The 22,161-nt window shown below is 66.4% G+C and carries 21 protein-coding genes, 2 tRNA genes and 1 pseudogene; 18 read left to right on the top strand and 6 right to left on the bottom strand.

The window, feature by feature from the left end:
• The first annotated feature begins 104 nt into the window (after positions 1-104).
• Genes pncB through ABEA07_RS23935 form a run of 5 tightly spaced genes read left to right on the top strand, consistent with a single transcriptional unit; the run spans position 105 to position 6,289 of the window.
• On the top strand, positions 105-1,319 hold the full coding sequence (gene pncB / locus ABEA07_RS23955; protein WP_345541016.1) for a nicotinate phosphoribosyltransferase: 1,215 nt from the start codon (positions 105-107) through the stop codon (positions 1,317-1,319).
• The gene (locus tag ABEA07_RS23950) at positions 1,316-2,764 is read left to right on the top strand and encodes a sodium:proton antiporter (protein ID WP_345541014.1); all 1,449 of its coding nucleotides are present in this window, start codon (positions 1,316-1,318) and stop codon (positions 2,762-2,764) included. Before pncB ends, ABEA07_RS23950 begins: the two co-directional genes overlap by 4 nt.
• 4 nt (positions 2,765-2,768) lie before the next feature.
• A complete protein-coding gene (locus ABEA07_RS23945) occupies positions 2,769-3,755 on the top strand; it encodes a 2-hydroxyacid dehydrogenase (RefSeq protein WP_345541013.1) in 987 nt (328 codons plus the stop codon).
• Between the two features lie 6 nt (positions 3,756-3,761).
• Positions 3,762-5,111: a DNA recombination protein RmuC gene (locus tag ABEA07_RS23940; protein ID WP_345541012.1), complete on the top strand. Its 1,350-nt coding sequence runs from the start codon at positions 3,762-3,764 to the stop codon at positions 5,109-5,111.
• Complete coding sequence (locus ABEA07_RS23935; RefSeq protein ID WP_345541010.1) at positions 5,108-6,289, top strand: MFS transporter; 1,182 nt, start codon at positions 5,108-5,110, stop codon at positions 6,287-6,289. The genes ABEA07_RS23940 and ABEA07_RS23935 overlap by 4 nt, the downstream gene beginning before the upstream one ends.
• On the opposite strand, the gene ABEA07_RS23930 is transcribed toward ABEA07_RS23935, so the two are convergent.
• Positions 6,277-7,143: an LOG family protein gene (locus tag ABEA07_RS23930; RefSeq protein WP_345541009.1), complete on the bottom strand. Its 867-nt coding sequence runs from the start codon at positions 7,141-7,143 to the stop codon at positions 6,277-6,279. The two genes, ABEA07_RS23935 and ABEA07_RS23930, sit on opposite strands and share 13 nt — an antisense overlap.
• A 37-nt stretch (positions 7,144-7,180) precedes the next feature.
• On the opposite strand from ABEA07_RS23930, the gene ABEA07_RS23925 reads away from it, so the two are divergent.
• Positions 7,181-7,471 carry a hypothetical protein gene (locus ABEA07_RS23925; protein WP_345541008.1) on the top strand — a complete coding sequence of 97 codons (291 nt, stop codon included), beginning with the start codon at positions 7,181-7,183 and terminating at the stop codon, positions 7,469-7,471.
• On the opposite strand, the gene efp is transcribed toward ABEA07_RS23925, so the two are convergent.
• Complete coding sequence (gene efp, locus ABEA07_RS23920; RefSeq protein WP_345541007.1) at positions 7,468-8,022, bottom strand: elongation factor P; 555 nt, start codon at positions 8,020-8,022, stop codon at positions 7,468-7,470. The genes ABEA07_RS23925 and efp overlap by 4 nt on opposite strands.
• 138 nt (positions 8,023-8,160) lie before the next feature.
• Positions 8,161-9,231: an elongation factor P maturation arginine rhamnosyltransferase EarP gene (gene earP, locus ABEA07_RS23915; protein WP_345541005.1), complete on the bottom strand. Its 1,071-nt coding sequence runs from the start codon at positions 9,229-9,231 to the stop codon at positions 8,161-8,163.
• A gap of 64 nt (positions 9,232-9,295) precedes the next feature.
• Here earP and uvrC point away from each other — a divergent pair, with 64 nt between their 5' ends.
• The 3 genes from uvrC to ABEA07_RS23900 are packed head-to-tail and all read left to right on the top strand — an operon-like array spanning position 9,296 to position 12,746.
• Positions 9,296-11,254, top strand: coding sequence for an excinuclease ABC subunit UvrC (gene uvrC / locus ABEA07_RS23910; RefSeq protein WP_345541004.1), 1,959 nt, complete (start codon positions 9,296-9,298; stop codon positions 11,252-11,254).
• A gap of 44 nt (positions 11,255-11,298) precedes the next feature.
• Positions 11,299-11,865, top strand: a complete 567-nt coding sequence (gene pgsA, locus ABEA07_RS23905) for a CDP-diacylglycerol--glycerol-3-phosphate 3-phosphatidyltransferase (protein WP_345541003.1) — start codon at positions 11,299-11,301, stop codon at positions 11,863-11,865.
• Positions 11,862-12,746 (top strand): DMT family transporter, encoded by an 885-nt coding sequence (locus ABEA07_RS23900; protein WP_345541002.1) that lies wholly within the window; start codon positions 11,862-11,864, stop codon positions 12,744-12,746. The genes pgsA and ABEA07_RS23900 overlap by 4 nt, the downstream gene beginning before the upstream one ends.
• Before the next feature lie 27 nt (positions 12,747-12,773).
• Here ABEA07_RS23900 and ABEA07_RS23895 read toward each other — a convergent pair whose 3' ends face one another.
• On the bottom strand, positions 12,774-13,739 hold the full coding sequence (locus ABEA07_RS23895) for a LysR family transcriptional regulator (RefSeq protein ID WP_345541001.1): 966 nt from the start codon (positions 13,737-13,739) through the stop codon (positions 12,774-12,776).
• Positions 13,740-13,813: 74 nt separating this feature from the next.
• Between ABEA07_RS23895 and ABEA07_RS23890 the strand changes: the two genes are divergently transcribed.
• From ABEA07_RS23890 to ABEA07_RS23860, 7 genes are all read left to right on the top strand, one after another.
• The gene (locus tag ABEA07_RS23890) at positions 13,814-14,689 is read left to right on the top strand and encodes an alpha/beta fold hydrolase (RefSeq protein ID WP_345540999.1); all 876 of its coding nucleotides are present in this window, start codon (positions 13,814-13,816) and stop codon (positions 14,687-14,689) included.
• A gap of 16 nt (positions 14,690-14,705) precedes the next feature.
• A complete protein-coding gene (locus ABEA07_RS23885; RefSeq protein WP_345540997.1) occupies positions 14,706-15,794 on the top strand; it encodes a tartrate dehydrogenase in 1,089 nt (362 codons plus the stop codon).
• 247 nt (positions 15,795-16,041) lie between these two features.
• Positions 16,042-16,314 (top strand): HU family DNA-binding protein, encoded by a 273-nt coding sequence (locus ABEA07_RS23880; RefSeq protein ID WP_007830705.1) that lies wholly within the window; start codon positions 16,042-16,044, stop codon positions 16,312-16,314.
• Between the two features lie 16 nt (positions 16,315-16,330).
• Positions 16,331-16,406: transfer RNA gene (locus ABEA07_RS23875), tRNA-Val, on the top strand.
• Between the two features lie 62 nt (positions 16,407-16,468).
• Positions 16,469-18,397 carry a peptidylprolyl isomerase gene (locus tag ABEA07_RS23870; RefSeq protein WP_345540996.1) on the top strand — a complete coding sequence of 643 codons (1,929 nt, stop codon included), beginning with the start codon at positions 16,469-16,471 and terminating at the stop codon, positions 18,395-18,397.
• Positions 18,398-18,428: 31 nt separating this feature from the next.
• Positions 18,429-18,504, top strand: a tRNA-His gene (locus ABEA07_RS23865).
• A gap of 522 nt (positions 18,505-19,026) precedes the next feature.
• Positions 19,027-19,287 (top strand): hypothetical protein, encoded by a 261-nt coding sequence (locus ABEA07_RS23860; RefSeq protein WP_345540994.1) that lies wholly within the window; start codon positions 19,027-19,029, stop codon positions 19,285-19,287.
• A 140-nt stretch (positions 19,288-19,427) separates the two neighbouring features.
• Here ABEA07_RS23860 and ABEA07_RS28690 read toward each other — a convergent pair.
• Positions 19,428-19,541 (bottom strand): annotated as a pseudogene (locus ABEA07_RS28690) (IS5/IS1182 family transposase); the annotation flags it as partial.
• A 337-nt stretch (positions 19,542-19,878) separates the two neighbouring features.
• Between ABEA07_RS28690 and ABEA07_RS23850 the strand changes: the two are divergent.
• Positions 19,879-20,217, top strand: a complete 339-nt coding sequence (locus ABEA07_RS23850; RefSeq protein ID WP_345540992.1) for an H-NS histone family protein — start codon at positions 19,879-19,881, stop codon at positions 20,215-20,217.
• A gap of 76 nt (positions 20,218-20,293) precedes the next feature.
• Here the strand turns inward: ABEA07_RS23850 and ABEA07_RS23845 are convergent, their stop codons facing one another.
• The gene (locus ABEA07_RS23845; protein WP_345540990.1) at positions 20,294-21,280 is read right to left on the bottom strand and encodes an NADPH:quinone oxidoreductase family protein; all 987 of its coding nucleotides are present in this window, start codon (positions 21,278-21,280) and stop codon (positions 20,294-20,296) included.
• Between the two features lie 115 nt (positions 21,281-21,395).
• On the opposite strand from ABEA07_RS23845, the gene surE reads away from it, so the two are divergent.
• Entirely contained in the window at positions 21,396-22,160 is a 765-nt protein-coding gene (gene surE, locus ABEA07_RS23840; RefSeq protein ID WP_345540989.1) for a 5'/3'-nucleotidase SurE, read from the top strand.
• Position 22,161: the final 1 nt, after the last annotated feature.

Here is a 22,161-nt window from a genome sequence, read left to right as displayed (position 1 = left end):
GACCGGTAGGACGCCCGGGGAATGGACCGTAGGCACATGCCGACGCACCCCGTGATAATCGGACGCACGCAGAACCCGGACAACCGCGCGCACGCAGCTCCAACATGATCATCCACAGCCTGCTCGACACCGACCTCTACAAGTTCACGATGATGCAGGTGGTGCTGCACCACTTTCCCGGCGCGCGCGTCGAGTACCGCTTCAAGTGCCGCAATCCGGGTATCGACCTGGCGCAGTTCGCCACCCAGATCCGCGAGGAGGTGCGCCACCTGTGTTCGCTGCAATTCAAGGATGCGGAGCTCAATTACCTGCGCTCGATGCGCTTCATCAAAAGCGATTTCGTCGACTTCCTGGGTTTGTTCCGCCTCAATGAGAAGTACATCGCCATCACCCCGCTGCCTTCGGGCGAACTCGACATCCGCATCGAGGGCCCTTGGCTACACACCATCCTGTTCGAGATCCCGGTGCTGGCGATCGTCAACGAGGTCTATTTCCGCAACACGCAGCCTCAGCCCGACTTCGCCGAAGGGCGCCGCCGGCTCGAGGCCAAGATGAGCCAATTGCAGGCCGACGGCCTGCGCGAGTTGAAGATCGCCGACTATGGCACGCGCCGCCGCTTCTCCAAGGACTGGCACGAGGAGGTGCTGCGCACCCTCACAGCCCGGCTCGGTCCCGTGACCTCGCCGCCGCAGCGGGGCATCGAGAAGCCGCCGCAACTCGCCGGCACCAGCAACGTGCTCTACGCGATGAAGCTCGGCCTGATACCCCTGGGCACCATGGCGCACGAGTATCTGCAGGCCTGCCAGGCGCTGGGGCCGCGCCTGCGTGACAGCCAGGTCTTCGGCTTCGAATCGTGGGCGCGAGAGTACCGCGGCGACCTGGGCATCGCGCTGTCCGACGTCTACGGGATGAGCGCTTTCCTGCGCGACTTCGACCTCTACTTCTGCAAGCTGTTCGACGGTGCCCGCCATGACAGTGGCGATCCCTTCAGCTGGGGCGAGCGCATGCTGGCCCACTACGTCGCCAACCGCGTCGATCCGCAGACCAAGACGCTGATCTTCAGCGACAGCCTCACAGTGCCGCGCACGATCGAGCTCTACCTGCAGTTCCGAGGGCGCTGCCAACTGGCTTTCGGCATCGGCACGAACCTCACCAACGATCTCGGTTACGAGCCACTGCAGATCGTGATCAAGATGGTCCGCTGCAACGATCAGCCGGTGGCCAAGCTTTCGGACACCCCCGCCAAGAACATGTGCGAGGACGAGCGTTACCTCGGCTACCTGCGCCAGGTCTTCGAGATCGCGCAGCCGATCGAATGATCGGCTCGATGCGCCTGGCACGCCACCTCCGCTGCCTCCGCCTACTTCGGCGGCCGGCCACCGCCGCATTGGCCATCCTGGCCCCCGCCGGTGCCTTCGCGGCCGAAATCGACGGCACGACCTTGTCGCCCTGGTGGGGCCTGCCCTTCGCCGGCATCCTGCTGTCCATCGCGTTGCTGCCGCTGCTGGCGCCATCCTTCTGGCATCACCACTACGGCAAGGTGGCGGGCGCGTGGGCGCTGGCCTTCCTGCTGCCTTTCGCGGCCCTGCATGGGGTCGTCCTGGCCGGTGTCCAGTTCGTCCATGCGATGCTGGCCGAGTACATCCCTTTCATCGTGCTGCTGACCGCGCTGTTCGTGGTGGCTGGCGGCATCCATATCCGAGGCAACCTGCACGGTGCGCCTGGCCTCAACACCGCCATCCTCGCGATCGGTGCGGTGCTCGCCAGCCTGATGGGCACCACAGGCGCCTCCATGCTGCTGATCCGGCCGCTGATCCGTGCCAACGACAACCGCCGGCACCGGGTGCATGTGATCGTGTTCTTCATCTTCATCGTCTCGAACGTGGGGGGCTCGCTCACGCCACTGGGCGATCCGCCGCTGTTCCTCGGATTTCTCAAGGGGGTCGAATTCTTCTGGACGGCGCGCAACATCCTGCCGGAGACGCTGCTCGTCGTGGGGGTGCTGCTGGCGCTCTTCTACGCGCTCGACCGCTGGTACTACCGTCAGGAGGGGGTGCTTCCCTTCGATCCGACGCCGGACACGCGCGACATCCGCTTCGATGGCGCGCGCAATTTCTGGTTGCTGGGCGGCATCGTCGGGCTGGTGCTCATGAGCGGGGTCTGGAAATCGTCCATCCGCTTCGACGTCTTCGGCACCGAGGTCGGCTTGCCGGGCCTGGTGCGCGACCTCGGGCTGATCGGCATCACACTGCTGTCGTTGAAGATCACGGCCCCCCAGGTCCATGTCGACAACCAGTTCGGCTGGGCACCGATGGCGGAGGTGGCCAAGCTCTTCGCGGGGATCTTCCTCACCATCGTCCCGGTGATCGCGATGCTCAAGGCTGGCGCGCAAGGCCCCTTCGGCGCGATCGTCTCGGCCGTGACGCGGCCTGACGGGCAGCCCGACCCGGCCATGTACTTCTGGGCTACCGGCGCGCTGAGTTCCTTCCTGGACAATGCACCCACTTACCTGGTCTTCTTCAACACCGCGGGGGGTGACGCGCAGGTCCTGATGGGGCCGCATGCGGCCACACTGGCAGCCATCTCGGCGGGCGCGGTGTTCATGGGGGCCAACACCTACATCGGCAATGCGCCGAACCTGATGGTCAAGGCCATCGCGGAAAGCCGGGGCGTGCGCATGCCGAGTTTTTTCGGCTACATGATGTGGTCGGGCGCCATCCTGGTGCCGCTGTTCGTCCTCTCCACCTTCATCTTCTTCCTCTGACACCATGAGCAAACCCAGAATCCTCGTCGCCCGTGCCGTCTTCCCTGAAACGATCGCGCGGCTGCAGCAGCATTTCGAGGTCGAGACCAATCAGGACGATCGCGGCTGGACCCAGGACGAACTGATCGCGAAGCTCAAGGACAAGCAGGGCGCCTTCACCACCGGCAGCGAGCGCATCGACGACAAGGTGCTGGCCGCCTGCCCCGATCTGAAGATCTGCGCCAACATGGCCGTCGGCTACAACAATTTTGACGTCGATGCGATGACCGCCCGCGGCGTGCTGGCCACCAACGCGCCCGACGTGCTGACCGAGACCACCGCCGACTTCGGCTTCGCGCTGCTGATGGCGACCGCCCGCCGCATCAGCGAGAGCGAGCATTTTCTGCGCGCGGGGAAGTGGCAGAAGTGGAGCTACGACATGTTCGCCGGTGCCGAGGTGCATGGCAGCACCATGGGCATCATCGGCATGGGGCGCATCGGGCAGGGCATTGCCAGGCGCGGTGCGCTGGGCTTCGGCATGAAGGTGATCTACCACAACCGCTCCCGGCTCGACCCGGCGCTCGAGGCCGAATGCAAGGCCGCCTACGTGAGCAAGGAGGAGCTGCTGAAGACCGCCGACCACGTGGTGCTGGTGGTGCCATACTCGCCGGCCTCGCACCACACCATCGGCGCCGCCGAGCTCGCGCTCATGAAGCCGAGCGCGACCCTGGTGAACATCGCGCGCGGCGGCATCGTGGACGATGCGGCGCTGGCCGCCGCGCTGCGCGACCGGCGCATCGCCGCGGCCGGGCTGGACGTCTTCGAGGGCGAGCCAAAGGTGCACCCGGACCTGCTGACCGTGCCGAACGTGGTGCTCACGCCTCACATCGCCAGCGCCACCATTCCGACGCGTCGCGCCATGGCCGACCTGGCGGCAGACAACCTGATCGGATTTCTGGTGAACGGCAAGCCGCTCACGCCGCTCAATCCCGCGGTGCTGGGAGGCAAGTAGTCGGTCATGCCCTTGCCGGAAATCTGGTTACTGGGGGGCCTGGCGGCCCTCAATCTCGTGCTGCTGGTCTTTCTGCTGCTGCGCCGGCCACCGCTCGCCGATCACACGGCGCTGGTCGCCACGCTGGTCTCCGCCAACGAGCGCATCGAGCGCGAGTTGCGGCACGAGATCGGCGAATCCTCGCGCGGTGCGCGCCAGGAGACCAGCCAGGCCTTCGCCACCTTTCAGCAGGCGCTGGTGCAGCAGGCCGCGGAGGCGACGCGCACGCAGAACGCGCAGATCGATGCCTTTGCGCAGCAGCTGAGCCTGCTGCAGAAGACCTTGGGCGACACCCTCAACACACAGTTGCAGGGGCTTTCCGAGTCGAATGCGCGGCGGCTGTCCGAGGTGCGCGCCACCATGGAGGCGCAGCTCGCGCAGCTCCAGCAGAGCAACAACGCCAAGCTCGACGAAATGCGCCAAACGGTCGACGAGAAGCTGCAGAGCACCCTCGAAGCCCGTCTGGGCGAGAGCTTCAAGCAGGTGGCGGACCGCCTGGAGCAGGTGCACAAGGGGCTCGGCGAGATGCAGACGCTGGCGGTGGGCGTGGGCAACCTGCAGCGCGTGCTGACCAATGTGAAGACGCGCGGCGTGTTCGGCGAAGTGCAGCTCGAAGCCCTGCTCGAGCAGGTGCTGACGCCCGAGCAGTACGCGCGCCAGGTCGAGACCAAGCCGCGCAGCGGCCAGCGGGTGGACTTCGCGATCCGCTTCCCGGGCCGCGGCAGCGAGGGCGCGCCGGTCTGGCTGCCCATCGACGCCAAGTTTCCGCGCGACGACTACGAGCGCCTGCTCGATGCGCATGAGCGTGTCGACGCCGGTGCCGCCGAACTCGCGGCGCGGGCGCTGGAACTGCGTATCCGCACCGAGGCCAAGTCGATCGCCGAGAACTACCTTGCGGCGCCGCATACCACCGATTTCGCCGTCCTGTTCCTGCCGGTCGAGAGCCTCTATGCCGAGGTGCTGCGGCGCCCCGGCCTGATGGACGCGATCCAGCGTCAGCACCGCGTCACGCTGGCCGGCCCGACGACGCTGCTGGCCATGCTCAACAGCCTCCACATGGGCTTCCGCACGCTGGCGCTGGAACAGCAGGCCTCCGAGGTCTGGAAGGTGCTCGGCGCAGTCAAGACCGAGTTCGAGCGCTATGGGGAGTGGGTGGCGCGCATCAAGGAGCAGGTGGCCAAGGCCTCCGACACGCTGGACAAGGCCGACACCCGCGCCAAGCAGATGCGCCTGGCCCTGCGCAAGGTGGAGGCGTTGCCGGAGGCCCAGTCGCAGGCGTTGCTGCCGGCGGCGGACGACGGCGACCTCGCCACGTGACCGGCGAGCTGCCTCGCCTCATCGGGGCTCAGATCTGCCTGCACGCGGCCATGGCCGGTATGCGCCTGGGGGCGCCGCTGCTCGCACTGCAGCAGGGCTACAGCGCGGCGGCGGTCGGGGTGCTGATCGCGCTGTTCGCGCTCACGCAGGTCTTCCTCGCCTTGCCGGCCGGGCGCTTCGCCGACCGGCACGGCCTCAAGCGGCCGCTGGTGCTGTCGGTAGCCGCCGCCTCGGTAGGCCCCGCCCTGGCGGCGGTTTGGCCGGTGTTTCCGATGCTGTGCCTGGCGGCGCTGATGACCGGCGGTGCCACGGGTGCGGCGGTCATCGCGCTGCAGCGCCATGTGGGCCGGGCGGCGTCCAATCCGGTGCAGCTCAAGAAGGTATTCAGCTGGCTGGCGATCGCGCCGGCCGTGGCCAACTTCCTCGGACCTTTCGTCGCCGGGCTGCTGATCGACCACGCCGGCCGCAGCCCGGCCGACCTCCCGGGCTTTCGAATTTCCTTCGTCGTGTTGGCGCTGCTTCCGCTCGCCGGATGGCTGTTCGCACGCACCACGCAGGAGCTGCCTCGTGCGCCGCCGCCGGCCGACGGTCACAAACCGCGCGCCTGGGACCTTCTGCAGCAGCCCATGTTCCGCCGCCTGCTGTTCGTGAACTGGCTGCAGTCCTCCAGCTGGGATGTGCATGCTTTCCTGCTGCCCGTGCTGGGTCATGAGCGCGGTCTGGGGGCCTCGGTGATCGGCTCGATTCTTGGCGCCTTCGCGATCGCGGCCGCGCTGATCCGGATCATGCTGCCGCTGCTGGCGGCGCGTGCGTCCGAGCGCAGCGTGATTGCCACCTCGTCGGTGGTGACGGCGCTGGTGTTCGCGGTCTACCCCTTCCTGTCCTCCGCGCCGGCCATGGGTGTCTGCTCGGTGGTGCTCGGCCTCGCGCTCGGCGCGGTGCAGCCCATGGTGATGAGCATGCTGCACCAGATCACGCCGCATGCGCGGCACGGCGAGGCGCTGGGGCTGCGGCTGATGACCATCAATGCCTCGAGCGTCGCGATGCCGTTGCTCTTCGGCTCGATCGGCGCGCTGGTCGGTATCTCAGGCGTGTTCTGGCTGATCGGCGGCGTGGTGGCGCTGGGCACGCGCGCCGTCTGGGGCCTGAAGTTGCCCGCCCACGATCAGAGCTTGTAGAAGCGCCGGATCGCGTCCCAGGCATCCTGGGGCGTGTCCACGTACTCGAACAGCTTCACGTCCTCCGGCGAGATCACGCCTTCCTCCGCGAGGAAGTCGAAATTGACCAGTTGCTTCCAGTAGTCCGAGCCGAACAGCACGATCGGCACCGGCCGCGCCTTGCGGGTCTGCACCAGGGTGATCACCTCGAACAGCTCGTCGAGGGTGCCGAAGCCGCCCGGGAAGGCCACCAGCGCCTTCGCCCGCATCATGAAATGCATCTTGCGGATGGCGAAGTAGTGGAATTTGAAGCTCAGGGCCGGGGTCACGTAGGGGTTGGCTTCCTCCTCCATCGGCAACGCGATGGCCAGGCCCACCGAGATGCCGCCACCCTCGTAGGCGCCCCGGTTGGCCGCCTGCATGATGCCGGGGCCGCCGCCGGTGCAGACGAAGAGCTTGTCTTCCGGTTCCTTGTCGTTGCTGTACTCGGCGATCAGCTTGCCGAGCGCGCGCGCCTTCTCGTAGTAGTGCGAGCTGCGCGCCAGGCGGCGCCAGCGGGCGGCGGCGACGGCGTCGCCTGCCGCGTCGGCCTGAGCGATCAGGGCGCCAGATTCTTCCTCGCTGCGGAAGCGCGCGCTGCCGAACACCACCACGGTGTTCTCGATGCCGTGGGCGCGCATCTCGAGGTCGGGTTTCATCAGTTCCAGTTGCATGCGCAGGCCGCGGGTTTCGCGGCGCAGCAGGAACTCGGGGTCGGCGAAGGCCAGACGCGAGGGGTCGGCGTTGAGAGGAAGGCCCTTGTCGGCATGCGCCTGCAGGGTGGCCCAGGCGTCGGCCAGGCGCTTGTTGTGGAGGTCGTGGGTCTGGTTGGACATGGGTCGATCAAGGGGAGCGGGTATCGGATTGTGCGCGTTGCACGATCCGCGCCCGGTTCAGAACTGCCGTGGCGTCCGGTGCGCGCGACGAGGCGGCCGCGCCGACGGCGCACTCGGCCGCGACCTCTTCCCAGAGCACGGCCACGCCCTGGTTGTCGTCGGCCTCGTCGTGCTCGAGGCCTGGCGCAGCAGGGTCGCCATCGCGCGGTCGGCGGCGTTGCGCTGTTTCTGGCGGCTCATCACGATGGTGCTGCAAGGTACGCAAAAAAGGCTCCCGAAGGAGCCTCTGGATTCGCAGGCGGTGCGTGCGGTGCGGGGCGCCGGTTAGACGCGCTTGCGGTATTCGCCGGTGCGGGTGTCGATCTCGATGCGGTCGCCTTGCGAGACGAACAGCGGCACGGGGATCTCGAAGCCGGTGGCGATCTTGGCAGGCTTCATGACCTTGCCCGAGGTGTCGCCCTTGACGGCCGGCTCGGTCCAGGTGATTTCGCGCTCGACGCTGGTGGGCAGTTCGACCGAGATGGCCTTGCCTTCGTAGAACACGACTTCGACGGGCATGTTGTCCTCGAGGTAGTTGAGCGCGTCGCCCATGTTCTCGGCTTCGACTTCGTACTGGTTGTACTCGCTGTCCATGCAGACGTACATGGGGTCGGCGAAGTAGGAATAGGTGCACTCCTTCTTGTCCAGGACGATCTGCTCCATCTTGTCGTCGGCCTTGAACACGACCTCGGTGTTGAAGTTGGCGATCAGGCTCTTGAGCTTCATGCGCACGGTGGCGGAATTGCGGCCGCCGCGGCTGTATTCGGTCTTGAGGACCACCATCGGGTCCTTGCCATGCATGATGACGTTGCCGGCGCGGATTTCTTGAGCGATTTTCATAGTCAGGGTCTCAGATGTGGGCCGCTCGGCGTGTCTGTGGGCCGAAGCCCTCGTACACGTTCACCACGGCGGGTTCAGCGGATGGCGCGGCGCGAGGCACTCAAAATGCCCTGGCCCGAATCCGCAAAGCCCGCAATTCTAGCTTTTTTGGGCGATGAATCGGCGCAAACGGCTTAGAAGGCCATCCTGCAAAAGCAGGCGGTCGCGCGCGCCGGCCACCGCGGCCTGCCAAGGCGCCAGGGCAGGGCGGCGCAGGTCCGGGAGCGCGCCCCGGGCGATGCCGTTCCAGAGGTGGTGCAAGCGGCGCAGTTCGGGCGGCGCCTCCAGCCAGCGCAGAAAGGCCTCCAGCTTTTCGTGGTGGGCATCGTCGTCCTGGGGATAGATCTGCCAGACGAGCGGCGCGCCAGCCCACAGGGCGCGTACCAGCGAGTCCTCGCCCCGGACGAAGTTGAGGTCGCAGGCCCACAGCAGGTGGTCGAACTCGCCCTGGGGCAGGTAGGGCAGCCAATGGATGGCGAGCGCGCCGCGCTGCGGCGGGCCGGGCGACAAGGCACGCGCGGCGCGGCCCGCCGTGACCAGCAGCCGCGTGGGTTCCCCCGCCTGCTCGAAGCGGGCCAGCAGGGCCTCGAGCGCTGGGGGCTCGTAGCAGAACAGGCAGACCAGGCGCTCGCCGTTCCAGGGGATGCCCTGCCGGGCGAGCCAGTCGGCGCGATCGAAGGCGGCGCGGCGCGCCATCAGATCGTTCTCGCGCAGCAAGCCGCCGGTCGCCTCCGTGAAGCCGGGGTAGAAGAAGTACTTGGTCAGGCCGTCGCCCGGGCCCCGGAACACGGGGGAGGGCAGTCCGTGCAGGCGCTCCACATAGGGCTCGGCCGACAGGTATTCGAGATTGAGCCAGACCCGGCGCGGCGCGCCCGGTGGCAGCGGCTGCGCGAAGCGCGCGATCAGCTCGGGGGCGGGATCGCAACCGAAGGCTTCGATCAGCACGTCCGGGGGTGCGCCGGCGGCGGCCTCGCGGGCGGCACCGCTCTCCGTCCAGGTGATGACGCGGACGCCCGGATGGCCGGCGGGCGCCATCCAGGCCAGCGCCGAGGGGTCGTCGATCCAGAGCCGCACGGCCTCCTCCTCCGCTGCCAGAGCGCAGGCCAGCCGCCAGCACACGCCGGCGTCGCCGTGGTTGTCGATGACCTTGCAGAAAATGTCCCAGCGCATCGCGGGATACTCTACAGCCCGGCCACGGCGCCGCAATGCGCTGCCTCGTCACAATAGCGCCCCGATGTCAGACACGCATTCCGATCAATTGCTCAGCGAGGTGGCGGCGCTGCCGCAGCTGCCAGGCGTCTACCGCTATTTCGATGCCGCGGGCGCGGTGCTGTACGTGGGCAAGGCACGCAACCTGAAGAAGCGCGTTGCCAACTACTTTCAGAAGAACCACGGCGGCACGCGCATCGGCCACATGATCTCGAAGATCGCGCGCATGGAGACCACCGTGGTGCGCTCCGAGGCGGAAGCGCTGCTGCTCGAGAACAACCTGATCAAGACACTCAAGCCCCGCTACAACATCCTGTTCCGGGACGACAAGAGCTATCCCTACCTGAAAATCGCCTCGCACGCCTTCCCGCGCCTGGCGTACTACCGCGGTTCCGTGGACCGCAGGCATCGCTACTTCGGCCCCTATCCCAGCGCCTGGGCGGTGAAGGAGTCGATCCAGCTGCTGCAGAAGGTCTTCAAGCTGCGCACCTGCGAGGACACGGTGTATTCCAACCGCACGCGCCCGTGCCTGCTCTACCAGATCAAGCGCTGCACCGGCCCCTGCGTCGGCTACATCGCGCCCGAGGTTTATGCGCAGGACGTGGCCAATGCCGAGGCCTTCCTGCTGGGCGACACCCAGGCGGTACTGTCCCAGCTGGAGGCGCGCATGATGGCCCACTCGGAGAGGCTGGAATTCGAGCAGGCCGCCGAGCTGCGCAACCAGATGTCGGCGCTGTCGCGCGTGCTGCACCAGCAATCCGTCGAGATCGCCTCCGACAAGGACGTGGACATCCTCGCGGTCAAGGTGCAGGGTGGCAAGGCCTGCGTCAACCTGGCGATGGTGCGCGGCGGCCGGCACCTGGGCGACCGTGCCTACTTCCCGGTCCACGTGGAGGATGCGGCGCAGATCCGCCGTGGCGCCGAGACGGAGGACGACGACGTGCCCGAGGTCTTCGGCTCGGTCGAGACCCAGGTCCTGGAGGCCTTCATCGCGCAGCACTACATCGACGTGCCGGTGCCGCCCACGCTGGTCCTGAGCGAGCAGGTGAGCCGCGAGCTGGTCGAGGCCGTGGCGCAGCAGGCCGGCACGCGCGTGACCGCCGTGTTCCAGCCGCGCGAGCAGCGCCGCCACTGGCTCGAGATGGCTCAGACCAACGCCGAGCTGCAATTGGCGCGGCTGCTGGCCGAAGAAGGGTCGCAGCAGGCGCGCACGCGCGCCCTGGTCGATGCACTGGAGCTGGCGCCCGACGACCTCGACAACTTCCGCGTGGAGTGCTTCGACATCTCCCACACCGCGGGCGAGGCCACTCAAGCCTCCTGCGTGGTCTTCGAGCACCACGCCATGCAGAACCGTGAATACCGCCGCTACAACATCGACGGCATCACGCCGGGCGACGACTATGCCGCCATGCGCCAGGTGCTGCACCGCCGCTACGGCAAGCTGGCCGAGGCGATGGCGGCCGAGACCGACGCGCCCCCCGCGGGCGACGCGGCCGGCGCGGGCACCGACGCCCGGCCCGGGACACGCGGCGCGCGCATGCCCGACCTGGTGCTGGTCGACGGCGGCAAAGGCCAGGTGTCGATGGCGCGCGAAGTGTTCAGCGAACTGGGCCTGCCCCTGTCGTTGATCGTCGGCGTGGAGAAGGGCGAGGGGCGCAAGGTCGGACTGGAGGAACTGGTGTTCGCCGACGGCCGCGACAAGGTCTACCTCGGCCGCGATTCGGCAGCCCTGATGCTGGTGGCCCAGATCCGGGACGAGGCGCATCGCTTCGCCATCACCGGCATGCGCGCCAAGCGGGCCAAGGTGCGGGTGGGTGGCAGCCAGCTGGAAGACATCCCCGGCATCGGGCCCAAGCGCCGGGCGCGGCTGCTGCAGCGCTTCGGCGGCATCCGCGGGGTGGCGGCGGCCAGCGTCGAAGACATCGCCTCGGTCGACGGCATCGCGCTCGAGCTTGCCGAAGAGATCTATCGCGCGCTGCATTGACGTGCGGCCGGGACGGCCCCCGGCCCCATGACACAATCGCCCACATGTTCTGGACCCTCCCCACCATCATGACCTGGACGCGCATCGTCGCGATTCCGCTGATCGTGGGGGTGTTCTATCTGCCGCTGGAAGCACCCACGCGCAACCTGGTCGCCACGGTGCTGTTCATCGTGTTCGCCGCCACCGACTGGCTCGACGGCTTTCTCGCCCGCCGCCTCAACCAGACCTCGGCCTTCGGTGCCTTCCTCGATCCAGTGGCCGACAAGTTCCTGGTGTGCGCATCGCTGCTGGTGCTCGTCCACCTGAACCGCGCCGACGTGTTCGTGGCCCTCATCATCATCGGCCGTGAGATCGCCATCTCGGCCCTGCGCGAATGGATGGCGCAGATCGGCGCGGGCAAGAGCGTGGCGGTCCACATGATCGGAAAGGTCAAGACGGCCGTGCAGATGGTCGCGATTCCTTTCCTGCTGTTCGACGGGACCCTGTTCGGCGTGATCGACACCGGAGCCTGGGGCCATTGGCTGATCTGGATCTCCGCCGTGCTCACCGTCTGGTCGATGATCTACTACCTGCAGAAGGCCATCCCCGAGATCCGGGCCCGGGCCAAATGACGACGGCGGCCGCTCCGGACTCGGGATGGGTTCGGGCCATGCCCGCCGTCTTCGTGCTCATCTGGAGCACCGGCTTCATCGTCGCGCGCTACGGCATGCCCTACGCGCCGCCGCTCAAGTTCCTGGCCGTGCGCTACGCGCTGTCCGTGTTGTGCTTCCTGGTGTGGGTGCGGCTGGCACGTGTGTCCTGGCCGCGTGATGGCGCGCAATGGGGGCACCTGGCGGTCACCGGCATCCTGATGCAGGCGGGCTACCTGGGCGGGGTGTGGGCCGCGGTGCGGGCCGGCATGGGCTCGGGGCTGGTCGCCTTGCTGGTGAGCATTCAGCCCGTGCTCACAGCGGTGTGGCTGTCGATGCGCGGCGGCACGGTGTCGGGTCGCCAGTGGGCCGGGCTGGCGCTCGGCTTTGCCGGACTGGTGCTGGTGGTGCTGCGCAAGCTGGAGCAGGGCGGAGAGGTGAGTGCGATGACCATGGGCCTGGCGGTGATGGCGCTGCTCTCGATCACGGCGGGGACGCTCTACCAGAAGCGCTTCGTGGCACCCTGCGACGTGCGCATCGCCGGCGCGATTCAGCTGGCTGCTGCGCTGCTGGCCACGCTGCCCTTCGCCGCCTTGGAGGCCGACCCCATCCAATGGAACTGGCATTCGGGCGGCGCCATGGCGTGGTCCGTGCTCGCCTTGTCCCTGGGCGGCAGCTCGCTGCTCTACATGTTGATCCAGCGCGGGACCGCCACTGCCGTCACCAGTCTGCTCTACCTGGTGCCGCCCTGCACGGCGCTGATGGCCTGGCTTCTGTTCGCCGAGCCCATCACCGTGGCGACGCTGGTCGGCATCGCGATGACGGCGGTGGGGGTCAGCCTGGTCGTGCGCAGCCAGGGTTGAGTCGGGCGCTGTGGGGTCGCTTGCCTTTCAGGCGGTCCTGGCAGCGCGGCGGCGTTGCGCGGGCGGTTCCGATCGCCACGGCTCGTGGCGGAACTGTTCGGCCAGGAACTCGACCAGCAGGCGAACGCGGCGTGGCGTCCTGGGCTGCCAGGGAGCGATCCATTGGATGTCGGCTTCCGGCATGGACAAGCGGGGCAGCACGTGGACGAGCTCGCCGGACGCGAGCTGCGGCGCGATGTCCCAGAGGCTGCGCAGCACGATGCCGTGGCCGGCCAGGGACCAGTCGCGCGCCATCTCGCCCGAGTTGCTCCACAAGGGGCCGCCGACCTGCACCCGCACCGGCTGGCGGCCCTGCGCATCGTGCAAGGTCCAGACGTCGAAGTGGCGCGCGCTGACGCTGTCGTTCTCCTGGACGATCAGGCAGTCGTGCTGCGCCAGCGCCCCCGCATCGGCTGGCAGGCCGCGCCGCTGCAGGTACGCGGGAGACGCGGCCAGCACGCGTTGGTTGCGCGCCAGCCGGCGCGTGACCCAGTCGGCTGCATGCCGGGCCGGCGCCGACCACAGCCAGACCGCACCGTCGTAGCCTTCCGCGGCGAGATCGGGCAGGCGCTCGGTCAAGCGCAGTTCGATTTGCAGAGACGGGTATTGCTCGCGGAAACGGGCCAGCGCGGGCCCGACCCAGTGCCGCCCGAATCCGAAGGTGGCCGCGATGCGCAGCGTTCCGCGCGGCTCGTTCTGCCGTTCGCTGAGCTCCGCTTCCAGTGCCGCGAAGCCCTCCAGCAGGCGCTCGGCATGGGCGCAGACGGCCTCGCCTTCGGCGGTGAGGCTCAGGCGGCGGGTGGTGCGCTCGAACAGTCGATGCCCCACCCGCTGTTCGAGCGCGGCCAGCCGCTTGGTGACGACCGAGGGCACCACGCCCAGGGCCTGTGCCGCGCCGGCCAGGCTGCCGGTGCTGCGCACGGACAGGACCAGCTTCAGGTCGCTGCGTTCCATTCGTTCCGCCTTGGAAAGAGTCGATTCTCTGATTGTTTCTTGAACCAATGAGGCACGCAACGCACAATGGTGCCATGCAATCCGGCTTCATACCCTTTCATGTGTTGCGCGACGGGGTCCGGCTGCATGGCCGCATCGGCGGGCAGGGCGCTCCCTTGCTGCTGCTGCATGGCCACCCGCAGACGCTGGAGATCTGGCACCGCGTGGCCCCCGTGCTGTCGGCGCGCTTCACGCTGGTGATGATGGACCTGCGCGGCTATGGCGACTCGGACCGGCCGGCTTCCGATGCCGAGCACCTCGCCTACAGCAAGCGCGAAATGGCCCGAGATGCGATGGCGGTGATGGCGCATCACGGTTTCGCGCGTTTCCAGGTGCTGGCACATGACCGCGGCGCACGCGTGGCGCACCGGCTCGCCGCGGACCATCCCCAGGCCGTCGAGCGGCTCATGCTGCTGGACGTCGCGCCGACCCTCGCCATGTACGAGCGGACCTCGGAGGATTTCGCGCGTGCCTACTGGCACTGGTTCTTCCTGATCCAGCCGCCGCCGCTGCCGGAGGCGCTCATCGAATCCGATCCCGCGCGCTACGTGCGCAGCGTCATGGGCGGTCGGCATGCCGGGCTGGCGCCCTTCGCGCCCAATGCGCTGGCGGAGTACGAGCGCTGTGCGGCCATCCCGGGCTTTGCGCGCGGTATCTGCGAGGACTATCGCGCCTCGGCCACCATCGACCTGGCACATGATCGCGCCGACGTCGCCGCAGGGCTGCGGCTCGCGCAGCCGCTGCGCGTGCTGTGGGGCCGGCACGGCGTGGTGGGGCGTTGCTTCGACGTGCTCTCGCTGTGGCGCGAGCGTGCGGACCAGGTGTCCGGCGACGCGCTGCCATGCGGTCATTACATTCCCGAGGAGGCTCCAGACGCATTGGCTGAGGAAGCCCTCCGTTTTTTCACCTGACAGAGATAGGAACACCATGAGCGGCAAGAAACGCATCGCCGTGATCGCCGGCGACGGCATCGGCAAGGAAACCATGCCCGAGGGGCTGCGGGTGCTGGATGCGGCGACCCGCAAGTTCGGCATCGACCTGCAATTCGATCACTTCGATTTCTCGAGCTGGGACTACTGCGAGAAGCACGGCAAGATGCTGCCGGACAACTGGAAGGAGCAGATCGGCGGCCATGACGCCATCTACTTCGGCGCGGTCGGCTGGCCCGAGAAAATTCCGGACCATGTCTCGCTGTGGGGTTCGCTGCTCCTGTTTCGCCGCGAGTTCGACCAGTACATCAATCTGCGCCCCGCGCGCCTGATGCCGGGCATCGTCGCGCCGGTGGTGCGGCGCGACGGCACGCCGAGGCAGCCCGGCGAGATCGACATGTACATCGTGCGCGAGAACACCGAAGGCGAGTATTCGAGCATCGGCGGACGCATGTACGAGGGCACGACGCGGGAGATCGTGATCCAGGAGACGGTGATGTCGCGCACGGGCGTGGACCGTGTGTTGAAGTTCGCCTTCGAGCTGGCGCAGTCGCGGCCGAAGAAGCACTTGACCAGCGCCACCAAATCCAATGGCATATCGATCACCATGCCCTATTGGGACGAGCGGGTGGCCGCGATGGGCAAGAACTATCCGGGCGTCAGGCTGGACAAGTTTCACATCGACATCCTGACGGCGCATTTCGTGCAGCGTCCCGACTTCTTCGACGTCGTGGTGGCGAGCAACCTGTTCGGCGACATCCTCTCGGACCTGGGCCCGGCCTGCACCGGCACGATCGGCATCGCACCGAGCGCCAATCTCAACCCGGAGCGCGGCACGCCATCGCTGTTCGAGCCGGTGCACGGCTCGGCGCCGGACATCGCGGGCAAGGGCATCGCCAACCCGATCGGGCAGATCTGGTGCGGCGCGATGATGCTGGAGTTTCTCGGACACAAGGATGCGCATGACGCGATCCTTGCGGCGATCGAGGAGACACTGGCGCCCGACAGCGGTGCCCCGCGCACCCCGGACCTGGGTGGCACCGCCGGCACGGCCGACCTGGGCCGCGCGATTGCCGAAGCCCTCTGAACCGGCCTGAAAAGCTCGCCGGCAGGACCCGCTGAAACACCACTAGAATCGCGGCTCCTCGCTGGGGCGCACGGGAGAGTGTCTTATTGACACCCTGTGGACCAGTGGTTGTAATCCTTGTCGGCAGTGCGCTGCCGGCGCGTCAGGACTGCCATCCTTCACCTCCACCTTCCCCGCGGCATGCGTCGCGGGGCTGGCATTGCTTCTGACGCTACCCGATCAACTATTTCCTGAACAAGGGGTCCTTGTGAACAAAACCGAACTGATTGAGCACATCGCAAAAAACGCCGATATCTCCAAGGCTGCTGCCACGCGCGCTCTCGAATCGACCATCGGCGCCATCCGCACCACGCTCAAAAAAGGCGGCTCGGTCTCGCTCGTCGGTTTCGGTACTTTCGCTGTGGGCAAACGCGCTGCGCGCACGGGTCGCAATCCGCGCACCGGCGACGCGATTAAAATCAAGGCCGCCAAGATCCCGAAGTTCCGCCCCGGCAAGGCGTTGAAAGACGCACTGAACTGAGAGACGGTTTCCGGTGGGGTGCTTAGCTCAGCTGGTAGAGCGGCGCCCTTACAAGGCGTAGGTCGGGGGTTCGAACCCCTCAGCACCCACCAACCGATGCAAAGGCGAACGATCAGTTCGCCTTTTTTGTTTTTCGTTAGAGAGACTTCCATCCATGTTCGACTTCATCCGAAAGCACAACAAGATCCTCATGGGGGTGCTGTTCCTGTTGATCGTGCCTTCTTTCGTGGTGGTGGGGGTGCTGGACCGCTACAGCGGTACCAGCGACAAGGGCGAGGTGGTGGCCACTGTGGCTGGCAACAGCATCCGGCGGCCTGAATGGGATCAGCAGCATCGCAACGACATCGATCGCATCCGTCAGCAAAGGCCGGACGTGAATCCCGCGATGTTCGATACCGACACCGAACGCTACGCCACCCTGGAGCGAATGGTGCGCGAGCGGGTGCTGGCGGCGGCTGCGGCGGAGGATCACTTCGTCGTGACGGAGCAGCGGCAGATAGAGATCTTCCGCAACGATCCCGCGCTGACGAGCTTCGTCACCAACAAGAACGGCAAGCCCGAGTTCGACCGCGAACTGTTCTATCGCGCGACCGGCATGACGCCGCAACAGCACCAGGATGCGCTGGTGGCGCAGATGACGCGCCAGCAGGTGCTCAAGGGCATCGCCGACACCGGGTTCGCGACGCCGGCCCAGGCCGCGCCCACGCTCAACGCGTTCTATGACCGGCGCGAGATCCAGGTGGCACGCTTCGCGCCGAGCGATTTCACCGGCAAGGTCACCGTCAGCGATGCGGACCTGGAGGCCTACTACAAGCAGCATGTCGCCCAGTTCCAGGTGCCGGAGCAGGCGAGTATCGAATACCTGGTGCTGGACCTCGAGGCCGCCAAGAAGAACATCACGGTGAGCGAGGCAGACCTGCGCAGCTACTACGACCAGAACGCCGAGCGCTTCGGCACGAAGGAGGAGCGGCGTGCCAGCCATATCCTCATCACCGCACCCGCAAGCGCGCCGGCCGCCGATCGTGAAAAGGCGCGCGCCAAGGCACAGCAACTGTTGGCCGAAGTTCGCAAGTCGCCGGGCAGCTTCGCCGAGCTGGCGCGCAAGAACTCCCAGGATCCGGGCTCGGCGGAGAAGGGCGGCGATCTCGACTTCGTCACGCGCGGTGCCATGGTCAAGCCCTTCGAGGATGCGATGTTCGCGCTCAAGAAGGGCGAGATCAGCGACGTCGTCGAGTCCGAGTTCGGCTACCACATCATTCAGCTCAACGACCTGAAGCCGGCCGTCGTGCAGCCCTTCGAGCAGGTGCGTGCGAAGATCGAAGACGAAGTGCGCAGTCAGCAAGCGACGCAGGAGTTCGCGAAGGCCGCCGAGAGCTTTACAGACGCTGTCTATCAGCAGCCCGACAGCCTGAAGCCGGCAGCGGACAAGCTGAAGCTCACCATCCGCACCGCCGACAAGGTGGCCCGCACGCCCGCGCCCGGCGCGACGGGCGCACTGGCCAGCGCCAATTTCCTGAATGCGCTGTTCGCGCCTGATTCGCTCGAGCGCAAGCACAACACGGAAGCCATCGAGATCGGCCCGAACCAACTGGCTTCGGGCCGCGTGACCCGATATACGGCGGCGCGTGCGCAGGCGCTGGACGAAGTCAAGGACAAGGTCCGCGCACAGTTGATCGCCGAGCGCGCCGCAGTGCTGGCCAAGGCGGAGGGCGAAGCCAAGCTGGCGGCCTGGCAGTCCGATCCGGCACGCGCCAGTTTCGGCCCCGCGGTGACGGTGTCGCGTCTCGAAGCGCAATCTCAACCGACGCCAGTCATTGAGGGGGCCTTGCGCGCCGATCCGGCCAAGCTGCCCCAACTGGTGGGGGTGGACCTGGGCACGCAGGGCTATGCCGTGGTCCGCGTCAACAAGGAGGTGCTGCGCACGCCGCCGACGGCCGAGACCGCGCAGCAGGAAGCCCAGCAGTACGCGATGGCGATGGCGGCGGCGGAGACGTCGGCCTACTACGAGCTCATGAAAAAGCGCTTCAAGGCCGAGATCCGGGTGCCAAAACCGCTGAATGCAGGCGTGGTGGCCGGAAGGTAGGCTTTTTCACGCTACAATTGCGGGCTCTGCGGTGGCTGTAGCTCAGTTGGTAGAGTCCCAGATTGTGATTCTGGTCGTCGTGGGTTCGAGTCCCATCAGCCACCCCACTTGGAGGCGCACAAACAGGCGCTTCGCTGCGACCAAAGCAGCAGCAAGAATCCTGGCGAGGCTCATTGAAATTCCCATTTTGGGAATTTGAGCGGGTCAGCCAGCCCCAGCTCTTCTCGGTCTTTACGTCGCGCACGGTCCACCTGCCGGCATTGAAGCGGGCCCCGATTTTTCTATAAGTGCCAATTGCGCCGCAAATCGCAATTATGAGCCTCGCTGACACCCGCCAGCTCGCGCTTGGACTTGGCCGCAAGGACAGGGTGTAGGGCTGCTCCGGCTTTTCCATCCATTGCGCCGCTGGCTCTCCAGCGTGAAGAGGCCGGGGACGTCGCTGTGCGTGGTGAGGCCGGAGAACTTCAGATTGAGCCCCGCGTCAACATCGCGCCACTTCACCACGCGCCGCGTCTGCGTCTTCGTGCCGGCCAGCAGCGCGCACACCATGGGCGCGCTGAAAGGAATGGGCCGTTCCGTCATACTGGCGCTTTCGAAAGGGGGCTCCCATGCCGAGCAGAGTCGAGAACATGGTGCAGACGGAGACAGGGCCCCGCCATGCCATGCAGGGGACCTACCTGGGGACCCGCATTGAGGTGGCTGCCGGATACGACATCCAGACTGACGGATGGTTGTTTCACGTCTACTTGAATCGAAGCAGCGGCGAGACTGAGCGTCTGAGCGAGCTCCCGACGAAGCACCAAGCCAGAAGCTTGGACAGCGCCTTCGACCAAGGCTTTGAACTGGCGGTCGAGTACCTGACGACCAAGCGTGAGTCCGGTTCGGAATAGCCTAGGAGATGCCGATCAATGAACGACGTCGTCGGATCTGAGGACATCACGAAGCGATGCGGTCGCGATTCCGGTCGGCTTCGCGCGGTGAGGCCCGCCAGACCGACGCTTTGCATCTCTTGCGAGGCCACTTTTGATATTCAGGACGCACCTCGGCCATGAGCGATCAGCAACGATTTCCTGGCAACGACGAGATTGACCAACCCAAACAGGTTGAGCAACTGGGCCTCGTTCTTCGCCAGGCTCTTGTGTCGGCCAGAAACTTCTCGAGTCGCGCGCGCTGGGCCGCGATCGTGATCGCTGCCTTGGACCGATCGGCTTCGAGATGTCGCGCCTCCCCACTGCGGGTTCACCGCGTTGTCGAACACGTCCGCATGCTGGCGCAGAACAGCCGCGAACCCACATGGATGCTGGAGAGTGGGCCCTGATTGTGATTCTGGTCGTCGTGGGTTCGAGTCCCGTCAGCCACCCCAAGCTTCTCCATGAAAAACGCCGGTCAATCGACCGGCGTTTTTTTGCCCGTTCGGGCTGTTGCGGCAATTCGAACTTCAATTAGAATTCGGGCTTCCCAATTCGGAGGAACTTGCACCGATGGCCTCAACCCTTGCCGACATCAATTCCCAGATCAAGAAGCATGATGAGCAGATAGCCCAATTGCGCAAGCAAGCGGAGGAACTGCGCAATCAGGAACGCGCAGGCGTGATCGAGGAAGTGCGCAAGAAAATCGCGGAATACGGGCTGACCGCCGCGGATCTGAAACTCTCGGCCCGTCCCGGCAGGAAAGGCGCGTCCGTTGTCGCTCCCAAGTCGGCGGCCAAGTACCGCAGTCCGACCGGCGAGACCTGGTCCGGTGGACGTGGCCGCAAGCCGCGCTGGATCAGCGAAGCGCTTGCAGCAGGCAAGTCCCTGTCCGACTTCGAGATTCGTTAGCCTTTGTCCAGTCGACAATAAAAAGGCCCGCGTCTGGCGGGCTTTTTTATTGGCTTGACCTTCGCGCGGCGCGGGCTCAGTTCACCAGCACCAACTTGCCCTTCACTGCGCGTGAGCCCATGTGGGCATAGGCGGCCTTCAGTTCGGCCATGGGCATGGTGCGGTCAATCACCGGTTTGATCTTGCCCTCGCCGTACCATTTTGCCAATTCGGCCATCATCTGCGCGTTGGCCTTGGGCTCGCGCCTGGCGAAATCGCCCCAGAACACGCCCACCAGAGATGCACCTTTGAGCAGCATCAAATTCAACGGCAGCGAGGGAATCGGGCCCGAAGCGAAACCCACGACCAGGTAGCGTCCGCGCCAGCCGATGGAGCGGAACGCGGGTTCGGCGAATTCGCCACCCACCGGGTCGTAAATCACGTCCGGCCCCTTGCCGTCGGTCGCGGCCTTGATGGCGTCGCGGAAGCCGTTGGGCAGGGCATGCTTGGTGTAGTTGATCGTCAGGTCGGCGCCGATCGATCTGCACAGCTCGCATTTCTCGTCCGTCGAGGCGGCGGCAATCACCTTGGCGCCGGCCGCTTTGGAAATCTGGATCGCCGACGTGCCCACTCCGCCGGCTGCACCGAGGATCAGAACGGTCTCTCCGGCCTTCAATTGCGCCCGGTCCATCAGTGCATGGAAGGAGGTCGCGTAGATCATGATGAAGGCAGCCGCGTCGACAAAGCCGAAGCCCTCGGGCAGCGGCACGCACAGCGCCGCAGGTGCCAGTGTGTGAGTGCCGAAGCCGCCGGTGCCGGACAGGCAGGCGACGTTCTGGCCGGGACGCAGGTGGGTGACGCCTTCACCCACGGCTGCGACCACACCGGCATATTCAGAACCCGGAACAAAAGGCAGCGGCGGCTTCACCTGGTACTTGTTCTGGACGATCAAGAGGTCGGGGAAGTTCAGGCTGGCCGCCTTGATCTCGATCAGAACCTCGCCCGGGCCAGGCGTGGGCGTGGGCAGTTCTTTCCAGGTCAGCGCATCGACGCCGGTCGGGTTTTCGCAGAGCCATGCGTGCATGCTCGGGTCTCCTTGGGATAGGGGGCTGGGGCGGTCATGATAGGCGCGAGCGCAGGTAGGCATTGTCCCTGCCGTGACGCACCCGCCGCCTACAATCCCTCGCACTATCAATGCCATGAAGATACTGATTTCGAACGACGATGGCTTCCAGGCTCCCGGCATCGTGGCTTTGCACGACGCGCTGAAGGAGGTCGCGGAAGTCGAAGTGGTGGCACCGGAGCACAACAACAGCGCCAAGTCGAACGCCCTCACTCTGGCGGCACCGCTTTACGTGCACAGGGCGCACAACGGCTTCCGGTATGTGACCGGCACGCCGGCGGACTGCGTGCACATCGCACTCAAGGGGCTGCTCGAGTACAGGCCCGATCTCGTGGTCTCCGGCATCAACAACGGCGCCAACATGGGCGACGACACCATCTACTCCGGGACGGTCGGCGCCGCGATGGAGGCCTATCTTTTCGGCATTCCGGCGATCGCCTTCTCGCAGATCGAGAAAGGCTGGGCGCACGTCGATGCGGCGGCACGCGCGGCGCGCCGGCTGGTCGAGCAGATTGAGCGGGAGCGCATGCTGGAAGGTCCTGCCTTCCTGCTGAACGTCAATGTGCCCAATCTGTCCTTCGAGGAACTTAAACCGATCAAGGTCTGCCGGCTGGGGCGGCGCCATGCAGCCGAAAAGGTCATCACGCAGGACAGTCCGCGCGGCGAGACCATGTACTGGATCGCCGGCGCCGGCACCGCCAAGGACAGTGGCGAAGGGACCGACTTCCATGCGACGGCTGCCGGTCACATCGCACTCACGCCTTTGCAGATCGACCTGACCGACCACGCCCATCTTGCGCAGTGGCGCGACACGGTGGCCCGGCTCGGGGAGCGTTCTTGAC

The organism is Variovorax defluvii (assembly GCF_039541515.1).
In the GTDB taxonomy this organism is placed as follows: Bacteria; Pseudomonadota; Gammaproteobacteria; order Burkholderiales; family Burkholderiaceae_C; genus Variovorax; species Variovorax defluvii.
Note: the sequence above shows the minus strand (reverse complement) of the source record. Positions and strands in the feature narration are given on the sequence as shown.